The 18,823-nt window shown below is 71.8% G+C and carries 18 protein-coding genes; 5 read left to right on the forward strand and 13 right to left on the reverse strand.

Annotation, left to right across the window (positions count from 1 at the left end; all coding sequences use genetic code 11):
* Position 1 precedes the first annotated feature (1 nt).
* Genes panD through ACZ69Q_RS12390 form a run of 4 tightly spaced genes read right to left on the reverse strand, consistent with a single transcriptional unit; the run spans position 2 to position 3,974 of the window.
* Positions 2-457: an aspartate 1-decarboxylase gene (gene panD / locus ACZ69Q_RS12375; protein ID WP_471040646.1), complete on the reverse strand. Its 456-nt coding sequence runs from the start codon at positions 455-457 to the stop codon at positions 2-4.
* A gap of 29 nt (positions 458-486) precedes the next feature.
* The gene (locus ACZ69Q_RS12380; protein ID WP_471040648.1) at positions 487-1,323 is read right to left on the reverse strand and encodes an alpha/beta fold hydrolase; all 837 of its coding nucleotides are present in this window, start codon (positions 1,321-1,323) and stop codon (positions 487-489) included.
* A 30-nt stretch (positions 1,324-1,353) separates the two neighbouring features.
* Positions 1,354-2,652, reverse strand: coding sequence for an enterobactin transporter EntS (entS, locus tag ACZ69Q_RS12385; protein ID WP_471040650.1), 1,299 nt, complete (start codon positions 2,650-2,652; stop codon positions 1,354-1,356).
* The gene (locus ACZ69Q_RS12390; RefSeq protein ID WP_471040652.1) at positions 2,649-3,974 is read right to left on the reverse strand and encodes a salicylate synthase; all 1,326 of its coding nucleotides are present in this window, start codon (positions 3,972-3,974) and stop codon (positions 2,649-2,651) included. Before ACZ69Q_RS12390 ends, entS begins: the two co-directional genes overlap by 4 nt.
* A 149-nt stretch (positions 3,975-4,123) precedes the next feature.
* Here ACZ69Q_RS12390 and ACZ69Q_RS12395 point away from each other — a divergent pair, with 149 nt between their 5' ends.
* The 3 genes from ACZ69Q_RS12395 to ACZ69Q_RS12405 are packed head-to-tail and all read left to right on the forward strand — an operon-like array spanning position 4,124 to position 7,855.
* Positions 4,124-5,752, forward strand: a complete 1,629-nt coding sequence (locus ACZ69Q_RS12395; protein ID WP_471040655.1) for a (2,3-dihydroxybenzoyl)adenylate synthase — start codon at positions 4,124-4,126, stop codon at positions 5,750-5,752.
* Complete coding sequence (locus ACZ69Q_RS12400) at positions 5,742-6,797, forward strand: FecCD family ABC transporter permease (protein WP_471040658.1); 1,056 nt, start codon at positions 5,742-5,744, stop codon at positions 6,795-6,797. The genes ACZ69Q_RS12395 and ACZ69Q_RS12400 overlap by 11 nt, the downstream gene beginning before the upstream one ends.
* Complete coding sequence (locus ACZ69Q_RS12405; RefSeq protein ID WP_471040661.1) at positions 6,794-7,855, forward strand: FecCD family ABC transporter permease; 1,062 nt, start codon at positions 6,794-6,796, stop codon at positions 7,853-7,855. The genes ACZ69Q_RS12400 and ACZ69Q_RS12405 overlap by 4 nt, the downstream gene beginning before the upstream one ends.
* Before the next feature lie 4 nt (positions 7,856-7,859).
* On the opposite strand, the gene ACZ69Q_RS12410 is transcribed toward ACZ69Q_RS12405, so the two are convergent.
* Complete coding sequence (locus ACZ69Q_RS12410; RefSeq protein ID WP_471040663.1) at positions 7,860-8,864, reverse strand: hypothetical protein; 1,005 nt, start codon at positions 8,862-8,864, stop codon at positions 7,860-7,862.
* Between the two features lie 189 nt (positions 8,865-9,053).
* Here ACZ69Q_RS12410 and ACZ69Q_RS12415 point away from each other — a divergent pair, with 189 nt between their 5' ends.
* Positions 9,054-9,269 carry a heavy-metal-associated domain-containing protein gene (locus ACZ69Q_RS12415; protein WP_471040665.1) on the forward strand — a complete coding sequence of 72 codons (216 nt, stop codon included), beginning with the start codon at positions 9,054-9,056 and terminating at the stop codon, positions 9,267-9,269.
* A 65-nt stretch (positions 9,270-9,334) separates the two neighbouring features.
* Complete coding sequence (locus ACZ69Q_RS12420) at positions 9,335-11,590, forward strand: heavy metal translocating P-type ATPase (protein ID WP_471040667.1); 2,256 nt, start codon at positions 9,335-9,337, stop codon at positions 11,588-11,590.
* 59 nt (positions 11,591-11,649) lie between these two features.
* Here ACZ69Q_RS12420 and ACZ69Q_RS12425 read toward each other — a convergent pair whose 3' ends face one another.
* The 8 genes from ACZ69Q_RS12425 to ACZ69Q_RS12460 form a co-directional block, all read right to left on the reverse strand.
* Complete coding sequence (locus ACZ69Q_RS12425) at positions 11,650-12,102, reverse strand: phospholipase (protein ID WP_471040670.1); 453 nt, start codon at positions 12,100-12,102, stop codon at positions 11,650-11,652.
* Positions 12,103-12,250: 148 nt separating this feature from the next.
* Positions 12,251-12,790, reverse strand: coding sequence for a hypothetical protein (locus ACZ69Q_RS12430; protein WP_471041530.1), 540 nt, complete (start codon positions 12,788-12,790; stop codon positions 12,251-12,253).
* 44 nt (positions 12,791-12,834) lie between these two features.
* Positions 12,835-13,695, reverse strand: coding sequence for a carbohydrate ABC transporter permease (locus ACZ69Q_RS12435; protein WP_471040673.1), 861 nt, complete (start codon positions 13,693-13,695; stop codon positions 12,835-12,837).
* Positions 13,692-14,630 carry a carbohydrate ABC transporter permease gene (locus ACZ69Q_RS12440; protein WP_471040675.1) on the reverse strand — a complete coding sequence of 313 codons (939 nt, stop codon included), beginning with the start codon at positions 14,628-14,630 and terminating at the stop codon, positions 13,692-13,694. The genes ACZ69Q_RS12435 and ACZ69Q_RS12440 overlap by 4 nt, the downstream gene beginning before the upstream one ends.
* Positions 14,627-15,910, reverse strand: a complete 1,284-nt coding sequence (locus ACZ69Q_RS12445; RefSeq protein WP_471040678.1) for an ABC transporter substrate-binding protein — start codon at positions 15,908-15,910, stop codon at positions 14,627-14,629. The genes ACZ69Q_RS12440 and ACZ69Q_RS12445 overlap by 4 nt, the downstream gene beginning before the upstream one ends.
* Positions 15,911-15,980: 70 nt before the next feature.
* Positions 15,981-16,733 (reverse strand): cupin domain-containing protein, encoded by a 753-nt coding sequence (locus ACZ69Q_RS12450; RefSeq protein WP_471040680.1) that lies wholly within the window; start codon positions 16,731-16,733, stop codon positions 15,981-15,983.
* The gene (locus tag ACZ69Q_RS12455; protein WP_471040683.1) at positions 16,727-17,644 is read right to left on the reverse strand and encodes a DUF6807 domain-containing protein; all 918 of its coding nucleotides are present in this window, start codon (positions 17,642-17,644) and stop codon (positions 16,727-16,729) included. The genes ACZ69Q_RS12450 and ACZ69Q_RS12455 overlap by 7 nt, the downstream gene beginning before the upstream one ends.
* A complete protein-coding gene (locus tag ACZ69Q_RS12460) occupies positions 17,641-18,756 on the reverse strand; it encodes a Gfo/Idh/MocA family protein (protein WP_471040686.1) in 1,116 nt (371 codons plus the stop codon). Before ACZ69Q_RS12460 ends, ACZ69Q_RS12455 begins: the two co-directional genes overlap by 4 nt.
* Positions 18,757-18,823 lie beyond the last annotated feature (67 nt).

The raw sequence follows: 18,823 nt of genomic DNA on the forward strand, positions 1-18,823 counted from the left end.
CTCAGTTCCTCTCCTGCTCGCCGGACGGGCGCGGCGCACGGTCGGTGAAGGTGCCGGAGAACTGGTCGTCCGCGCCGGGCACCGGTTCGGCGGGGTCGGCGCCGAGCGCGACGATCCGGTTGGCCTTGTCGACGTGGACGACCCGCGGCCGATGGGTGGCGCGCTCGGACTCGTCGAGCGCGGCGAAGGACATGATGATCACCAGGTGACCGGGGTGGACGAGATGGGCGGCGGCGCCGTTGATCCCGATGACGCCGCTGCCGCGTTCGCCGGTGATGGCGTAGGTGGTGAGTCGGGCGCCGTTGTCGATGTCGACGACCTGGACCGCTTCACCCTCGACGATGTCGGCGGCCTCCAGGAGGTCCTGATCGATCGTCAGGGATCCCACGTAGTGCAGATCCGCCTGGGTGACGGTGGCTCGGTGGATCTTGCCGTTCAGCAAGGTGCGGTGCACCATGACCCCCTGAGAAGACTACTTAGGTGAGGCTAACCTAATTCAGCATGGCCGGGTGTGGAAGCACGGTCGTGGAAGAACTCAAGGAGCAGCCGGTTCACTTCGTCAGGCCGCTCCAGATAGCCGTAGTGGCCGCAGCCCTTGATCTCCTGGTAGACGGCGCCAGGGATGGCGTCGGCGACCTCGCGACCCAGGTGCGGCGGCAGGACGACGTCGTCCGCGAAGCCGACGACCAGACAGGGCACGTCGATCGCCCGGTAGGCCGCGAGCCGGCCCTCAGGAACCTCAAGGTCCAACTGGGCCCGTACGCCCGGCCCTTGCCGCTGCGGTGAGAACTCGAAGAGCTCCAGCCAGTCCTGGACCTGGCGCTCGTCGTCCAGGGTGGCCGGGGACAGGTTCTGCAGGGCGCGGATCCAGGCGCCGTAGGCGACCGGCGGCTCCGATCCGCTGTCGTACAGGGCACGTTCGGCCCGTGCCATCGCCGCGCGCAGGGCGTCCGTACGGCCCCGGGTGGCCATCAGCACGCCCTGCCGCACCAGTCGGGGACGCGCCAGCATCAACTCCTGGACGACGTACGCCCCCATGGACACGCCGACGAAACGGCACGGCGCGAGACCGAGGTGCTCGGCCAGGCCCGCCGTGTCGGCCACCAGGTCGCCGACGGAGAACCCCTGCGGGCACTCGTCGGTGGGCGGGATGCCCCGGTTGTCGAAGGTGACGACCCGGTACCCGGCCTCGACCAGCGCCGGGACCTGGTGGAGGTGCCAGGCACGGCCTCCGGCGCCCTGGCCCATCACCAGGACGACCGGATCGCCGTCGCCCGTGTCCTCGTAGTGGAGCCGGATCCCGTTGATCCGCGCGCTCGGCATGGTTCTCCGCCCTGTCGTCCTGAGGCTGGGTCAGTCGGCCGCCGGGGAGGTCTTGGCGGCGGGCGCCGCCCGGTCGTCCCCGTCGGCGTCCGGAGGCCGGCTGAGGGTGGCCCTGCGCAGCCCCGGCATGGCCAGGGCCAGCGCGCCCACGCCCGCCAGACAGATCACGCCGCCGAGCACCACGGCACCGCTCGTCGAGCCGAGCGCCCTGGCCACGAGGCCCGCCTCGACGTTGCCGACGGAGGGCCCGGCGGTGGCCTGGGCGAGCCACAGGCTGCCGACGCGGCCCTGGAGCCGGTCCGGCGTGTAGTGCTGGAGCAGGGCCCGGCGCAGGATCTCCGAGGCGGTGTCGCCGAGTCCGGCGAGACCGAGGAAGAACAGCGCGAACCAGAGGTTCGGACTGAGACCGAAGCAGGTGATCGCCACGCCCCACACCGCGACCGCGCCGATCAGCGCCCGCCCGGTGTGGTGCACCCGGCCGGTCCAGCCACTGGTCAGCGCGCCGAAGAAGGAGCCGACCGCGGGGGCGGTGTAGAGCAGTCCGACGGTGGACGGGCCGCCGCCGAAGTGCTCGGTGCCGAGCTCGGGGAAGAGCGCGTACGGCATCGCGAAGACCACCGCGCAGACGTCGATCAGCAGCAGCCCGGCGACCACCTGGTTGCCGCGCAGGAAGCGCAGCCCCTCCCCCATCGCCTTCAGCGGATGCTGCGCCTCGGCCGGCCCCTCGGGGGCGAGCTTCGGCAGCGGGGCGAGCAGGGCGAGTCCCACCACGTATATGGCCGCGTCGATCGCGAAGCACCAGGCGAGGCCGGGTCCGGCCGCGATCACACCGGCCAGCGACGGGCCGACCATGCCGCCCAGTTGGGCGGTGAGCGTGGTCAGCGCGCCGGCGGCGGCGAGTTGGCCTGGTGCCACCAGGGTGGGGGTGGCGGCCATCAGGGCCGGGCCGCCCAGTCCGGCGGTGAAGCCGGCCAGTACGGCCGCCACGAAGACGAACCACACCTGCGGATCGGGCACCGCCGCGTTCACCGCGAGCCCGGCGATCACCACCGCGGTCACCGCCCGGGTGACGAGCATGACCCGGCGCCGGTCGACCCGGTCGGCGAGCAGCCCGCCGGCGACCAGGCCGACCAGCAGTGACAGGCCCAGCACCAGGCTCATCAGACCGACCTGGACCGACGATCCGGTCAGTGTGTAGATCTGGAGGCTGGCCGCCACCGAGGTGAGGTGGGTGCCCACCATGGAGATCGCCTGGGTGGCGAACACCAGCCTGAAGTCTCTGCTGGAGCGCAACGGCGCCACGTCCACGACTACTTCACCCAGCTTCACGCGCACCCCTGACCCTGTGCCGGGACGACATAGGGGGCGACGCTGCGCAGCTTCTCGCAGGTCTCCTCCAGTTCCCGGGCCGGGGTCGATCCGGCGAGGATGCCGGCGCCGGCCCGCAGCCAGGTGCGGCCGTCCTCCTCGAAGATGCTGCGCAGCACGAGTGCCGCGTCGAGGGAGCCGTCGCTGCCGGCCCGGATCACCGCCCCGCTGTAGATGCCGCGCGGCTCCTTCTCAAGACGGGCGATGCAGTCGTAGGCCGGGGCCTTGGGGATGCCGGACGCGGTCACCGCGGGGAACACCGCGCGCAGGGCGTCCCAGGCGGTGGCCGAGTCGGCCAGCAGGCCGTGCACGCTGGAGCCGAGGTGCTGCACGCTGCCCCGTCTGCGGACGCTCAGCAGGTCGCGCACCGAGACGGTGCCCGGCCGGCAGACGGTGGCCATCTCCTCCTCGGCGAGTTTGACGGACAGCACGTGTTCGGAGATCTCCTTGGGATCGGCGAGGAGTTCGGCACGCAGCCGCTCGTCCTCGCGCTCGCCGAAGCCGCGTGCGCGGGTGCCGGCCAGCGGCTGGGTGACGACCTCGCCGTCCGCGCTGACCTCGGCGACCGTCTCGGGGCTGAATCCGGCGACCCGGCGCCCGCCGAGGTTCAACAGGAAGGAACGGGCGGGGGTGTTGTGCGAGCGGCCGTGGACGTAGGTGGCGACGAAGTCGACCGGGTAGGGCACGTCGACGGACCGGGAGAGGATGACCTTCTGAAGGTCGGAGGTCCGTATGTCCTCGATCGCCTGGGCCACCATGTCCGGGTAGCGGCCCTCGGCGTCCGTGACGTCGATGGGGCGGGGTACGACGGTGGGTCGCGCCTCGACGCGGCCCACTAAGCGGGTCAGCGTGTCCAGCGTCTCGTCGTCGGCGCTGCGGATGAGAACGCCCCTCTGACCGATCCTCACCTCGCTGTGCGGGACCAGCAGATGCAGCAGGTCGTCGTCGCCCGCCCGGTCGGGGCGGCCGGCGTGGAGATGGGAGAACTCGAACGCCATCCAGCCGTAGGCGTTCCAGCCCTCGACGGCCATCCGGTCGAGTTCGTCGTGGACCTGGCGCAGGGGATGCGGCCCGAGCGGGGCGACGGTCTCCCCGTCGAGGCAGCGGCGGCGGATCTCGGAGCGGCCGATCAGGATCTCGCCGAGCGCTCCTCCGGCGAACCAGATGTCGCCGCTTTGTTCGTAGATCACGTACTGGTCGAACAAGCCCGACTCCGCCAGCCTCGCCGCCAACTGGACGGGGTCTCCCGGCAGTTCCGTCTCCGCGCTCCGATAACGCAGCAAGGACCTACCTCCCTGGACTTAGGTTAACCTAACCTAATTCAGAACAGACCCTAGCCTCCGCGGCGCGATGCCGTCCAGATCACGCTCCCAGGCTTGACCGCGCAGATTCATTAGGCAAGCCTTTCCTAAACAGCAGGCGGGAGTTGAGCATGCTCGACGGTTGGGTGACCTGGCCGGACCCGTTGGCCGAGAAGTACCGCACGGAGGGCTACTGGCAGGGGCGGCCGCTCGACCGGCTGCTGAGGGAGAGCGCCGAGCGCACACCCGGGCGGACCGCGCTCGTGGACGCCGAGGGCAACCGGTGGACGTACGCCGAACTCGATCTGCGTGCCGACCGGATGGCGGCGGGGCTGCGGCGGACTGGCATCGGCGACGGTGACCGGGTGGTCGTCCAGCTCCCCAACACCGACGCGTTCGTGGTGCTGTTCTTCGCCCTGCTGAGGGCGGGTGCGATACCGGTGCTCACCCTGCCGGCGCACCGCGAGAGCGAGATCGTGCATGTCGCCGAGGTGTCCGGCGCGACGGCGTACGCGATCCCCGACCTGCACGACGGCTTCGACCTCCGCAACCTCGCCCGCGCCCTGCGCAAGGCCGTGCCCGGCGTCGAGCACGTCCTGGTGGCGGGCGACGCGGAGGAGTTCACCGCGCTCACAGACGTCGACGCCGAACCGGCCGCGCTGCCCGAGCCCGACCCGGCCGACGTGGCCGTGCTGCTGCTGTCCGGCGGCACGACCGGCAAGCCGAAGCTGATCCCGCGCACCCACGACGACTACACCTACAACGTCCGCGCGAGCGCCGAGGTCTGCGGCTTCGACCGCGACACCGTCTATCTGGTGGTGCTGCCGACCGCGCACAACTTCGCGCTGGCCTGCCCCGGGCTGCTGGGCACGCTGATGGCGGGCGGCACCGTCGTGCTCTCCCCCACGCCGAGCCCCGAGGACGCGTTCGGGCTGATCGAGCGGGAGGGAGTCACGGCCACCGCCGTGGTGCCGCCCATCGCGCTGCTGTGGCTGGACGCGGTGGAGTGGGAGGAGGCCGACCTCTCCTCCCTCGCCCTGCTCCAGGTCGGCGGCTCCAAGCTGGGCGCCGAGCCGGCCGCCCGGGTCGAACCGGCCCTCGGCTGCACGCTCCAGCAGGTGTTCGGCATGGCCGAGGGCCTGCTCAACTACACCCGCCTCGACGATCCGCCCGAGCTCGTGACCGGCACCCAGGGACGCCCGCTGTCCCCCGCCGACGAGGTCCGCGTGGTCGACGAGGACGACCGTGACGTGGCCCCGGGCGAGCGCGGTGAGTTGCTCACCCGCGGCCCGTACACCCTGCGCGGCTACTACCGCGCCGCCGAGCACAACGCCCGTGCCTTCACGGCCGACGGCTACTACCGCACCGGCGACCTGGTGCGGGTCCTGCCCTCCGGGCATCTGGTCGTGGAGGGCCGGGCCAAGGACCAGATCAACCGGGGCGGCGACAAGATCTCCGCCGAGGAGCTGGAGAACCACATCCTCGCGCATCCGGGCGTGCACGACGCGGCCGTGGTCGGCATGCCCGACGAGACGATGGGCGAACGCACCTGCGCCTACCTCGTGCCACGCGGACAGGCCCCGGGACAGCGGGAGTTGGCGGCATTTCTCACCGAACGCGGGGTCGCCGCCTATAAGCTCCCCGACCGGGTGGAGGTCATCGAGGCCTTTCCCCGGACCTCGGTGGGCAAGATCGACAAGAAGACGCTCGGCCGGCTGATCGCCGAACGCCGTCGCGCGGAGGGCATCGGTGGCGACTGAGGCCGAGACGGCCCCTGTTGTACGGACGGACACGCGACCGCGCAGGCGTCGCAACTCGACGCGCACTGTGGCCGTGTTCGGGGCCCTGCTCCTGCTCGTCGTCGCTGCCGTGCTCAGCCTGGCCGTCGGTTCGCGCGCGCTGTCGCCGTCGGTGGTGTTCGACGCACTGCTCCACGACGACGGCTCGACCGCGGCCTCGGTGATCTGGGACGTCCGTGTGCCGCGCACGCTCGCGGGCATCGCGGCCGGTGCGGCGCTCGGCGTCGCGGGTGCGCTGATCCAGGCGCTCACCCGCAACCCGCTGGCCGATCCGGGGCTGCTCGGCATCAACGCGGGCGCCGCCACCGGAGTCGTGCTGTCCATCACCGCGCTCGGCGTCACCAGCCTGTGGGCGTCGGTGTGGTTCGCGATGGCGGGCGCAGTAGTGGCGGGGCTGCTGGTGTACTCGCTGGCCTCCGGCGGTCGCGGCGGCGCCACTCCGGAGCGGCTCGCGCTCGGCGGCGCAGTGATCGCGGCGGTGTTCACCGGCATCGGCCAGACTCTGATGCTGCTCGACGCCCAGGCCCTGGACCAACTGCGGTTCTGGAGCGTGGGGTCGCTCGCGCGGGCCGACAGCGCGACGCTGACGGCGATCACACCGTTCGTCGTGGTGGGCCTGCTGCTCGCGCTGGCGCTGGTCCGGCCGCTGAACGCGCTCGCGCTGGGCGACGACGGCGCACGGGCGCTGGGCGCGCATGTGGACCGCACACGCTTCGTCGGGCTGGTGGCGGTGACGCTGCTGTGCGGGGCCGCGACATCGGCTGTCGGGCCGCTGGTCTTCGTCGGGCTCGCCGTGCCGCACATCGCCCGCCTGATCGCCGGAGCCGACCAGCGCTGGACGCTGCCGCTGTCGATGCTGCTGGCGCCGGCACTGCTGCTGTTCGCGGACGTCCTCGGCCGGGTCGCCGTACGCCCCGACGAACTGGACGCGGGCGTGGTCACGGCCGTGGTCGGCGCACCGGTGTTCATCGCCCTGGTCCGTTACCGCAGGACGGTGACGGCATGACGACGCAGACCCCGCCGCGCGCCCGTACCCATGTCGTACGGAGCCGCTCGCATCGTCTCTCGCTACGCGTGGACGTGCGCGCGGTGACGGTCTGCGTGCTGGTGCTCGCGGGCACCGCCGCGGTCGGCGTCCTCGCACTCGGCACCGGCGAGTACACCATCTCCCCGGCGGACGTGGTCCGCACGCTGCTGGGCAACGGCAGCCCGCGCACCGACTTCGTGATCAACGACCTCCGGCTGCCCCGGCTGCTGATCGGCATCCTGGTCGGCGCGGCGCTCGGGCTGAGCGGTGCCCTCTTCCAGAGCCTGACCCGCAATCCGCTGGGCAGCCCGGACATCGTGGGCTTCACCTACGGCTCGGCGACCGGGGGTCTGCTGGTCGTGCTGCTGATCGGCGGGAGCGGCGGGCAGATCGCCGTGGGGGCGGTGGGCGGCGGCCTCGTGACCGCCGTCCTCGTGTATCTGCTGGCGTGGCGGCAGGGCATCCACGGCTACCGGCTGGTGCTGGTCGGCATCGGTGTGAGCGCGCTGCTCCAGGGCGTGAACGCCTATCTCCTGGCCAAGGCCCGCTTCACGCAGGCCGCGCAGGCGATGGTGTGGCTCAACGGAAGCCTCAACGGCCGCAGTTGGGCGGACGTCCGCCCGGCGGCCCTCGGCCTGCTGGTCGTGCTGCCGCTGGTGGCGTTCGCCGCGAGCCGGCTGCGGATCCTGGAGATGGGCGACGACGTGGCGGGCGGGCTCGGCGTGCCGGTCCAGCGCACCCGGCTGGTGATTTTGGTGCTGGCCACGGCGGCCTGTGCGGTGGCCACGGCGGCCGCCGGCCCGATCCCGTTCGTCGCGCTCATCGCCCCGCAACTGGCCCGCCGGCTCACCCGCTCCCCCGGCCCCAATCTCCTCGCCGCCACCTGCACCGGCGCCCTGCTCGTGGTGGTCGCGGACTTCGCCTCGCAGCGCATCCACGAGACGGCCCAGCTACCGGTCGGCGTGGTCACGGCGGTCGTCGGCGGGGTCTACCTGGGACTGCTGCTGCGCCGGCAGCGGAGGGCGGGGCGCATCTGAGCCCTCAGTGGCCGTGCTCCCCGGCCCCCTCGTCGTGCGCGGGCGCGTCCGTGGCGGTGGCCACTCCCGCGCCGGCTCGGACCGTGAACTGAGCGGTGTGGACCTGACCCTCGTGCTTGAAGTCGAGGAACAGGCGGTAGGTGCCGCCGCTCGGGGCCGTGGCGGTGAACGAGACCTGCGGGCCGGGCTTCGTGCTGCCGTCGCCGGGTTCGCCGTTGGGGTGGACGTGGAGGTAGGCGAGGTCGCCGGAGCGCAGGGCCACCAGGTGGCCGTAGGCGCCGAGGTAGGGCTGCAGATTCGTCACCGGGCGGCCGCCTCGGGAGACGTTCAGCTTGAGCTCGCTCGCCTTGCCCGGGCGCAGGCCGCCGTCCAGGCGGACCTCGTAACCGTGGATCTTCGCGGTGGTGTTCGGTGCGGGCATCCGCTGCGGCTCGAAGGAGCCGGACGCGGCCAGGTCCGCGCCGAGGGTGAGGTTCTCGGCGCCCTTCTTCGCCGGGGTGAAGTCGGCGAAGACGCGGTAGCCGCCCGCGCGGGGCAGTTCGACGGGGATGCTCCAGGTGCCGTCGGCGGCGCGGGTGGGGTGCAGGTGGCGGTAGGTGGCCAGGTCGCGTGAGGCCACGATGAGGTGCAGTTCCTTGTCGTGTTCGCGCTGGTAGGCGGTGACCGCGCGGCCGGCGCCGTCACGGATGGCGAAGCTGAGCTCGGCGCGCTTTCCGGCGGTGACGGTCGGGGTGCGCAGGTCGAGGGTGTAGCCGCCCTCGGAGATCTGGAGCCCGCCCGCCGGGGGCATCTCGCGCCCGCCGTGATCGCCTCCGCCCGCCGGAGCCGTCTCGTGCCCCCCGTGACCGCCTCCGCCCGCCGGATCCGGCGACGCCTCGCCGTGGCTCTCGTGACGGGCGGGCGCGGGGTCCTCCACGACGGGGTCGACACCCTTGCCCACGCCGTAGGCGGTGCCGAAGGTCGCGGCCAGGGCGGCCGCGAACGCGGTGATCCTCAGTCCGGCATGCATGGCGGTCTCCTACGGGTCTGATCCTTCGATACGGTCCTTCGATGCACCTCACCATACCCCCAGGGGGTATGAAGTCAACCCGGATCCGAGCTTGCGGCGCCTACCCCCTAGGGGTATACATGGACACCGGCAAGGATACCCCCACCCCGTATCAAGGTCGACCGCGACCGCGCATCCCAGGAGGAACCCATGTCCACCACCACCTACGCCGTCTCCGGTATGAGCTGCGCCCACTGCAAGGCCACGCTCACCAAGGCCATCGGCGAACTGGACGGCGTCACCGGGGTCGACGTCGATCTCGCGACCGGCCAGGTCACCGTCACCAGCGCCACGGAGCCCGACGACGCCCTTATAGGCGAGGTGGTCGACGACGCCGGTTACGAGCTGACCGGCCGCGCGGCCTGACCCGCACCCCGACCGCGGAGCCCGGCCGCCCCGGGCTCCGCCCGTACCCCGCACGAGGAGCAGCGATGACCACCACCGCGTCCGACCCCACGACCGAGGTAGAACTCGCCATCGGCGGCATGACCTGCGCCTCGTGCGCGGCGCGCATCGAGAAGAAGCTCAACCGCATGGCCGGCGTCACCGCCACGGTCAACTACGCCACCGAGAAGGCCAAGGTCAGCTACGGCGGTGACGTCGCCGTCCCGGACCTGATCGCCACCGTCGAGGCGACCGGATACACCGCGCGGGAGCCGGCACCACCCGTCCAGGACACGCCCGAGGACACCGGCGGGGACGACGAACTACGGCCGCTGCGGCAGCGGTTGATCACGGCCGTGACGCTGGCCGTGCCCGTCGTCGCGATGGCCATGGTCCCGGCCCTCCAGTTCGAGTACTGGCAGTGGCTGTCGCTCACGCTGGCGGCGCCCGTCGTGGTGTACGCCGGATGGCCCTTCCACAAGGCGGCGTTCACCAATCTGCGGCACGGCGCGGCCACCATGGACACGCTGATCTCGGTCGGTACGACCGCCGCGTTCCTGTGGTCCCTGTGGGCGCTGTTCCTCGGCACGGCGGGCGAGCCGGGCATGACGCACCCCTTCGAGCTGACCATCTCCCGCGGTGACGGCTCCGGGAACATCTATCTGGAGGCGGCCGCCGGGGTCGTCGCGTTCATCCTCGCCGGGCGCTACTTCGAGGCCCGCTCCAAGCGCAAGGCGGGGGCTGCACTGAAGGCACTGCTGGAGCTGGGCGCCAAGGACGTCACCGTGCTCGGTGCCGACGGCCGCGAACGGACCGTACCCGTCTCGGAGTTGAAGGCCGGCGACCGCTTCCTCGTACGTCCCGGCGAGAAGATCGCCACCGACGGCACGGTCGTCGAGGGCTCCTCGGCGGTGGACGCCTCCATGCTCACCGGCGAGTCCGTGCCGGTCGAGGTCGCCCAGGGCGACCCGGTCACCGGGGCGACGATCAACGCGGGCGGCCGGCTCGTCGTCGAGGCGACCCGGGTCGGCGCCGACACCCAGCTCGCGCGGATGGCGCGACTGGTGGAGGACGCGCAGAACGGCAAGGCCGCGGCGCAGCGGCTCGCCGACCGGATCTCCGCCGTCTTCGTGCCGATCGTGATCGCCCTCGCGCTGGCCACCCTGGGCTTCTGGCTCGGCAACGGCGCCGGGCCGGCCGCGGCGTTCACCGCCGGGGTCGCCGTCCTCATCATCGCCTGCCCGTGCGCCCTGGGCCTGGCCACGCCGACCGCGCTGATGGTGGGCACGGGGCGGGGCGCGCAGCTCGGGATCCTGATCAAGGGCCCCGAGGTGCTGGAGTCCACGCGCAAGGTCGACACCATCGTCCTGGACAAGACGGGCACCGTGACCACCGGGCGGATGACCCTGCTCGCCGTGCACACCGCCGACGACACCGACGAGACCGAAGTCCTGCGTCTCGCGGGCGCGTTGGAGCACGCCTCCGAGCACCCGATCGCCCGTGCCGTGGCCGACGGGGCGCTGGAGAAGCTGGGTTCGCTGCCCACACCCGAGGACTTCGCCAACGTGCCCGGCCTCGGAGTGCAGGGCATCGTCGACGGACATGCGGTGCTCGTGGGGCGGGAGCGGCTGCTCGAAGAGTGGGCCATGGAGCTGCCGGACGACCTGCGGCAGGCCGAGTCCGACGCCGAGGCGGCCGGTCGTACCGCCATCGCGGTGGCCTGGGACGGCGAGGCGCGGGCCGTGCTGGAGGTCGCCGACGCGGTGAAGGAGACCAGCCCGGAGGCGATCCGGCGGCTGCGCGCCCTCGGCCTCACCCCGATCCTGCTGACCGGCGACAACAGGGCCGTCGCACAGTCCGTCGCCCGCGAGGTCGGCATCGCGCCCGAGAACGTCATCGCCGAGGTACTGCCGCAGGACAAGGCCGATGTCGTCAAGCGCCTTCAGGGCGAGGGCCGTTCGGTCGCGATGGTCGGCGACGGTGTCAACGACGCTGCCGCGCTGGCCCAGGCGGACCTGGGGCTGGCGATGGGCACCGGGACGGACGCGGCGATCGAGGCCGGCGATCTCACGCTGGTGCGCGGCGACCTGCGCGTGGCCGCCGACGCGATCCGGCTCTCCCGCAGGACGCTCGGCACCATCCGGTCGAACCTGTTCTGGGCCTTCGCCTACAACGTCGCCGCCCTGCCGCTCGCCGCGGCCGGTCTGCTCAACCCGATGATCGCCGGGGCGGCCATGGCCTTCTCCTCGGTGTTCGTGGTCGGCAACTCCCTGCGGCTGCGCTCGTTCCGGGCCGCGAACTGACGACTCACCGAGCGAGGGGGTGCCGCACCCGCGGCACCCCCTCGCCTTCGACGACGTGATCAGCCGAAGGCCTTCACGGCCTGGTAGTACGTCCAGGCGGTGCTGCTGCAGGCGGCCTTCGTCGCTCCGCCGTAGTTCGCGCACACGCGCTTGAGGTCCTCGTAGAAGGCGCTGTCCAGACGCGACTTGTTGGCGTCGAAGGCGCCGATCGCCTTGTAGTTGCGGTAGCCGAAGTCGTGGCGGGCGCAGGACGTGGAGAAGGGGAAGCCGAAGGGGTTGTCGGGCGAGGAGGAGCAGTAGTCGGTGGACCAGTCGAAGCCGTACGCGGACCAGGCGGACTGGTTGTTGCGGGCGGCGACCCAGGCGTTGTAGCTGGAAGCGCTGGTCTGGGTCCAACCGGACAGGACCTGGGGCTTGTCGGCGGGGGCGGCGTCGGCGGCCGCCGCGGTGGCGACGACCGTCACGAGGGAGAGGGCTGAGGCGGCAAGACCGGTGGCGAGTCTGCGGTGCATTCCACACCTCCATGAGGCTGCGACCCGCCCGTCGGGTCGCAGGTTCATGACAAGATGATTGACACCGGAACGGCCCTTTCACACCGCATGCCGCCTAATGGCCCGTTAACTCATGGACATGCAAGGAGATCAGGGGGTGAACTCGACGTCATCCTCCCCTGCGTACGTCCACGGCGGTGACCGCCAGTGCGAGCGGTCCCGGCACCAGGAACGCGAGCGGCAGCAGCATCCAGGCGCACAGGGCGGCGGTCGCCACCGCGAGCAGCACGAGGCCGCTGCCTCCCGCATCCCGTACGGCATCGCGGGCGGCCTCCCGCAGGGCGGTCCGCCAGTCGGTGAGCGACTCGGGGCGGGCGCAGGCACGCAGGCCCGCCACCATGGCGCAGGCCCCGATACCGGCGGCGATCACCGCGAAGGCCGCCCCGCCGGGCAGTCCCGCTCGGGCCAGCGCCAGATCCGCGGCCAGCAGCAGGACGCCCGCCGACGCGAGGATGCCCGCCGCGAGGTCGCCGGCGCGCAGCCTTCGCCGTAGCAGCGCGAAGTACCGCCCGGCGGTGGCGGGCCGGCCCTCCGCCACGCCGCGCAGCACCGCGCAGGCGGTCGACAGCGCGGCCGGGGCGGTCAGCAGGGGCAGACAGGCCACGGCAGTTGCGAGGCCGACGCTCAGCACGTCGGCGAACAGGGTCATGCGCGGGCCGAACACCTCGCCCGCCTCACGTGCCGGCACCCCGCTCACCCCTTAAGTCCGGAGCCGGCCATGCCCTCCACCAGGAAGCGCTGGAAGGCGAGGAAGAACAGGACGATCGGAAGCAGCGCGATCACGGACAGCGCGAACATCGGGCCGAACGCCGAGGTGCTGGAGGCGTCGACGAACGAACGCAGGGCGAGGGTGAGCGTGAACTTGTCCGGGTCGAAGAGGTAGATGAGCTGGGTGAAGAAGTCGTTCCACGTCCAGATGAAGGTGAAGATCGCCGTGGTGATCAGCGCGGGACGGGTGAGTGGCAGCACGACCTGGAAGAAGCTGCGGAAGGGGCCGCAGCCGTCGATGCGCGCGGCCTCCTCCAGCTCGCGCGGCAGACCGCGCATGAACTGCACGATGAGGAACACGAAGAAGGCCTCCGTCGCCAGGAACTTCGGCAGGATCAGCGGCCAGTAGGTGTTCACGAGGCCGAGCTGGTTGAAGATGATGTACTGCGGGATCAGCACCGCGTGGTGCGGCAGCATGATCGTGGCGATCATGAACGCGAACAGCGGCCCGCGGAACCGGAACCTCAGCCGCGCGAAGGCGTAGGCGGCCAGCGAGCAGCTCACCACGTTGCCGAGGACCGCGCCGCCCGCGATCAGCAGGGAGTTGCTCAGCAACCGCCAGATGGACACGTCGTTGACGCCGTCCAGGGCCGTGGAGTAGTTCGACCACTCAAGTCGTCCGGGCAGCAGGTCGAGGCTCGCGATGACCTCGTCGGCCGGCTTGAGCGAGGTGGCCAGCAGCCAGGCCAGCGGGTACAGCATCACCAGCAGGGCGGCCAGGCAGCCGAGGTGCAGGGCGACCCGGCCCCGGCGGGCGGGCTTACGGTTGACGGCGGTCGCGGTCATCGGTCCCCCTCGGAGGTGTAGAAGACCCAGGAGCGCGAGGTGCGGAACAGCACCGCCGTGACGGCGCCGATCACGATCAGCAGCACCCAGGCCATGGCGGAGGCGTAGCCCATGTGGGAGGCGACGAAGCCGCGGTCGTAGAGGTAGAGCGTGTAGACGAGGGTCGAGTCGGCGGGGCCGCCCTTGCCGGCGCCGATCGCGAAGGCGGGTGTGAAGACCTGGAATGCCTGGATGGTCTGGAGCACGAGGTTGAAGAACAGGACCGGGGACAGCATGGGGACGGTGACGGACAGGAACTGACGCCACTTCCCCGCCCCGTCGACGGCCGCCGCCTCGTACAGCTCTGCCGGGATCTGCTGGAGTCCGGCGAGGAAGATGACCATGGGCGCCCCGAACTGCCACACCGTCAGCAGCGCCACGGCGAGCAGCGCCCAACCGGGCCGGTTCACCCAGCCGCCGGTGCCGAACAGGTTGTCCACGGTGCCGCCGTCGTTGAAGATCGCGCGCCACACGAGGGCGATGGACATCGACGCCCCGAGCAGCGAGGGGGCGTAGAACGCCGACCGGTAGAAGGCCTTTCCGCGTTTCATGGACTTCAGGGCGAGCGCGACGACGAGGGCGAGCGCGAGTTGCAGCGGCACGGCGATGACGACATACGTCAGGGTGGTCACCACCGAGCGCCAGTAGCGCGGGTCCTCGGTGAACATCTGGACATAGTTGCGCAGGCCCACCCAGCGCGGCGGGTTGAACAGGTCGTAGTCGGTGAAGGACAGGTACAGCGACACGGCCATCGGCAGCAGGGTCAGGGCGACCGCGCCGAGCACCCACGGGGACAGGAACACCCAGGCGGGGCCCTGCCGTTCGCGCGCGGTCCGGCGTTTCGGGGTGGCGGCGCCGACGGGCTTCGCCTTCGCGGGGATCGTGGTGGTGGTCATGACCGCAGCTCCGCCTTCGCCTCGGTGACGTAGTTCTCGGCCGCCTCGCGGGGCGACATGCGCTCGTACGACACCTGGTCGTAGTCGCGCTGGAAGGTGGTCTGGAGGGCGTTGTCGCCCGAGGGCGGGGCCTGCGGCGGTGACTCGAGGGTGCCCTCCAGGGAGGTCTGGTAGGCGGAGATGGTCTTGTCGAAGTCCTTGAGCTGCGGCTCGATCTCCTTGCGGACGGAGTCGTTGACGGGGATGCCGCGGGTGGCGCCGAGGATCTTCGCCGCTTCCTCGTCGTTGATGAGGAAGTCGACGAGCCGGGCCGCCTCCTTCGGATGGCCGGTGCCGGCGCCGACGCCGAGGAACATCGACGGCTTGAAGTACTGGCCGGGTGTGCCGTCCTCGCCGGCGGGCATCGGCGCGAGCGCGACGCCGCTCGGTATGAGGGCGAGGTAACCGCTGGCCGGCGCGTCCCAGTTGGCGTCGCTCAGGGCTTCGCCGCGGCCGAGCGGGGTGTTCTCGACGGAGCCGTCGAGCTGGGTGGTCTGCTCGGCGGGCGAGACGACGCCCTCGCGCCGCAGCTCGTCGGTGAAGGTCCACCAGCGGGTCAGGTCGTCGGCGCCGAAGCCGAGCTTGCCGTCCTTGGTGTAGAGGGACTTGCCCTGGCCGCGCAGCCAGACCTCGAAGCAGTCCTCGCTCTGCCCTGGGTCGGTGGCGCCCGGCTTGCCGGTCTTCTCGGCCAGGGCCCGCATGGTGTCGGCCCATTCGCCCCAGGTCCAGCTCTCGTCCGGGAGCGGTACGCCGGTCGCCTTCCATGCCTTGACGTCGTAGGCGATGGTCTCGGTGCCTCGGCCCTGCGGGACGGCGTACTGCGTGCCGTCCAGCCGGCCGGTGGCGAGCAGGCCCGCGTCGATCTCACCGGTGCGCAGTACGGCCTTCTGCTCGCCGAGGTCGAGCAGGACGCCACCGGAGGCGTACTGGTCGATCTGGCGGTAGTCGAGCTGCATCACGTCGGGGGCGTCGCCGCCCGCGGCCTGGGTGGCGAGCTTCTGTTTGTAGGCGTCGTAGGCCGAGAACGACGTCTGCACCTGGATGTCGGGATGCTGTTTCTCGAACAGGGCGAGGGCCTGCTCGGTGCGCTGCGCGCGGTCGGGGTTGCCCCACCACGTGTAGCGCAGCACGACCTTGCCGCCGCCGACCGACTCCCCGGATCCTGAGCAGCCCGCCAGCATCGCGCAGAGCGCCAGTGCCGCGGCCGAAGCGCAGAACCCCTTTGTCCTGTGTCCGGGCATGCCGAGGTCACCTCTCCTCTCCTCGGGCTCTTCTTGACAGCCCCCCTGTGCCCCCCCTGAGCAAGCGGTGCTATTCGCCGCCGTACGGCAGCGTCGTGCCCGGCAGGTTGTACTCGTCCCGGCGGCCGCACATCCCGAACCCGCCGAGCCTGGTGGGCCCGGCCTCGTACGCGGTCGCGTCGCCGAGGTACGCCGGTTCACCCGCCGCCAGCGCGTCGAGCTGGGCGCCCGTCCGCTCGGCCGCCGCCCGCGCGCCGGCCCGCCACAGCTCCCGCCAGTCGGACACCTTGGCGCGCACGAGGCGGGCCGCGGAGCGCTGGAACTCCAGGTACGGGCCGTTGTCACCGGCGACGAGCGCCTCGCGCAGGACCAGGTAGCCCTCGACGGCGAGGTCCCTGCGGCGCCGGGCCGCGTCGGCGGTCTCCGGGCCCGTGCCGGGCGGGAGTACGGCGGCGGCCGCGTACTTCTCCGGATCGGCGAGCACCTCGGGCGGGAAGGTGAAGACGGCGTCCCCGGCCTCGGGCAGCCCGCTGTTCTGCATCAGCACGGTGATCCGCAGATCGCCGCCCTGCACCATGCGGTGCACGGTGCCGGGTGTGAACCAGGCGACGGAGCCCGGCTCCAGGGGGATGTCCCGGTAGCCGTCGGGGCTGAGTGTCTGGACGGCACCCTGTCCGCCGGTGACGACGTACGCCTCGGTGCACACCAGGTGCAGATGCGGGCTGCCACCGCACACGCCGTCGGCGGCCTCCCAGTCGTAGGCGCTGAGGTGGGACAGGCCGACGGCGCCCGGCAGCGGATGCGGCAGGTGCGGCTTCACCACGGCAATCCCTTCAGGTGGCCGGCCACCCGTTCCCGGTCCCAGGCCCCGTCGGCGAACACGACGCGGTACCGGTAGGCGAAGGACTCGCCCGGTGGCAGCTCGAACTCCTCGAAGAACGCCCACGAGAACGCGACCGTGGGGATCGGTTCGGAGCGCACGAACCAGTGCGACTCGTGCAGGGCCTCCAGGTTCTCCGGAGCGTGCGCGAACACCAGCGTGGAGTGTCCGTCGATGTCGTCGTGCTCGGTGGTGAAGGCCAGCCACGGACCCTGACTGCCCATCAGCTTGTCGGCGTCCGCGTCGGAGTCCGGCGCGAAGGCGGTCCCGCCCGTGAAGTCGCGCGGGCCGCGCCACTGGAGCCCGGTGTAACCGGCCAGCTCCCGGCCCTCGGTGGTCGGGGACCCGAACCGCAGGGGCTCGGCACGGGTGTTGGTGAGCCGGATCGACCAGTCCAGGGCCCAGGCGCCGGCCTCCTCGTCCACCGAGTGCACGACGAGCCCGCGCACCTCGCGCGCCCACTCATCGCCGCCGTTCTCGACCCACGTGAGCTCCTCGGCGAAGGTCAGCCGGTCGTCCTCGACGGCGAACACCGGGAAGCCGTCGTGCCGCATCGAGCCGACCCGGTCGGGCAGCGGCAGGTAACCCTGGCCGTGCACATAGCAGTTGCCGCCCCAGAAGTTCTGGCCGGCCAGATGGCTCGCCGTCATCTGGAGGCCCTTGTGCCAGCGGTGGTCGCTGGGCCGGTAGCCGGTCACGGTGTGCCCGGCGAGGGTGCGCACGGGGTGGGCGTAGGGCTTGCGGGACTCGAAGGCGTCCGGGTCGGGGCGGTAGACGTAGCGGAGGATCTCGGTGCCGTTCGCTGCCGTCACCGCGATGTGGTCGCCGTGCGCGTGGGTGACGCGGATGCTCATGCGCGCTCCTTGGGGGCCCAGTGGGGGTGGTCTCCGTGCATGGCCGGATAGAACGGGTCGCCCGGCGCGATCTCGCCCGCGTGCACCGGGTGCCCCGTGAACGCGGCCTTGTACAGGGCCGCGGCGAAGTCGAGGGTGGCCCGGGCGTCCGGGCCGCTGCCGGGCGGCCGGACACCGTTGTCGTGGGCGTCGAGGAGGGCGCCGAGCTGTGCCGTGTGCGAGCTGGGCAGGTCCGCGGCCGGGGTACGCCAGGCGGTGGCCCGCTCGGAAGGCACGTGCGGGGCCGGCGTGTAGACCCAGTCGTCGTTGCGGTGGCCGTACAGATGGGTGAGCTCGACCGTCGCGTCGGCGCAGTCGATGCGGATACGGCTGACCTCGTGCGGGGACAGGACGCTGTTGACGACGGTGGCGAGGGCGCCGTTCGCGAACCGTACGAGGGCCGTGGAGACGTCCTCGCTCTCGGTGTCGTGGACCATGCGCGTGGCCATGGCGCGTATCTCCGCCCAGGGGCCGAGCAGATGCAGCAGCAGGTCGAACTGGTGGATGCCGTGCCCCATCGTCGGCCCGCCGCCCTCGGTGGCCCAGCGTCCGCGCCACGGCACGGCGTAGTACGCGGCGTCGCGGTGCCAGGTCGTCTGGCAGTGCGCGACCAGCGGGGCGCCCAGTTCACCGCTCGCGATCAGCTCACGGGCGTGCACGGCGCCGGAGCCGTACCGGTGCTGGAAGACCACCGACGCGTACGCGCCCGACGCCTCCTCGGCCGCCGCGATGTCGTCGTACTCGGCGAGGGACAGACACAGCGGCTTCTCGCACAGCACCCATGCGCCCGCCTTGAGCGCGGCGATCGTCTGCTCCCGGTGCAGGGAGGGCGGGGTGCCGATGAGGACGAGGTCGGGACGTACGGCGTCCAGCATGTCGCCGGTCGAGGTGTACCCGGCGACCTGCTCGCCCGCGAGTTCGCGGAAGGCCGCCAACCGGGCCGGGTCCACGTCGACGGCGGCGACCAGCTCCGCCCGGTCGGCGTGCGATCTCAGCGCGGGGAGGTGACTGCCGCTGACGATGGCGCCGGTGCCGATCACGGCGACGCGGCGGCGGACGGGGCGTGGGGACATGCGGTTCTCCTCGGACGGCCGGCGGACAGCCCGCTTCAGAAAGCGCTTGCACTTCGAGGGCGACCCT

This window comes from Streptomyces sp. NPDC036764 (assembly GCF_055609385.1).

Coding starts and splice junctions, on each gene's coding strand:
- ACZ69Q_RS12455 (WP_471040683.1), bottom strand. CDS start 17,644: ATGAGCATCCGCGTCACCCACGCGCACGGCGACCACATCGCGGTGACG.
- ACZ69Q_RS12410 (WP_471040663.1), bottom strand. CDS start 8,864: ATGCATGCCGGACTGAGGATCACCGCGTTCGCGGCCGCCCTGGCCGCG.
- ACZ69Q_RS12440 (WP_471040675.1), bottom strand. CDS start 14,630: ATGACCACCACCACGATCCCCGCGAAGGCGAAGCCCGTCGGCGCCGCC.
- ACZ69Q_RS12415 (WP_471040665.1), top strand. CDS start 9,054: ATGTCCACCACCACCTACGCCGTCTCCGGTATGAGCTGCGCCCACTGC.
- ACZ69Q_RS12380 (WP_471040648.1), bottom strand. CDS start 1,323: ATGCCGAGCGCGCGGATCAACGGGATCCGGCTCCACTACGAGGACACG.
- ACZ69Q_RS12420 (WP_471040667.1), top strand. CDS start 9,335: ATGACCACCACCGCGTCCGACCCCACGACCGAGGTAGAACTCGCCATC.
- ACZ69Q_RS12435 (WP_471040673.1), bottom strand. CDS start 13,695: ATGACCGCGACCGCCGTCAACCGTAAGCCCGCCCGCCGGGGCCGGGTC.
- ACZ69Q_RS12430 (WP_471041530.1), bottom strand. CDS start 12,790: ATGACCCTGTTCGCCGACGTGCTGAGCGTCGGCCTCGCAACTGCCGTG.
- ACZ69Q_RS12395 (WP_471040655.1), top strand. CDS start 4,124: ATGCTCGACGGTTGGGTGACCTGGCCGGACCCGTTGGCCGAGAAGTAC.
- ACZ69Q_RS12405 (WP_471040661.1), top strand. CDS start 6,794: ATGACGACGCAGACCCCGCCGCGCGCCCGTACCCATGTCGTACGGAGC.
- ACZ69Q_RS12425 (WP_471040670.1), bottom strand. CDS start 12,102: ATGCACCGCAGACTCGCCACCGGTCTTGCCGCCTCAGCCCTCTCCCTC.
- ACZ69Q_RS12460 (WP_471040686.1), bottom strand. CDS start 18,756: ATGTCCCCACGCCCCGTCCGCCGCCGCGTCGCCGTGATCGGCACCGGC.
- ACZ69Q_RS12445 (WP_471040678.1), bottom strand. CDS start 15,910: ATGCCCGGACACAGGACAAAGGGGTTCTGCGCTTCGGCCGCGGCACTG.
- panD (WP_471040646.1), bottom strand. CDS start 457: ATGGTGCACCGCACCTTGCTGAACGGCAAGATCCACCGAGCCACCGTC.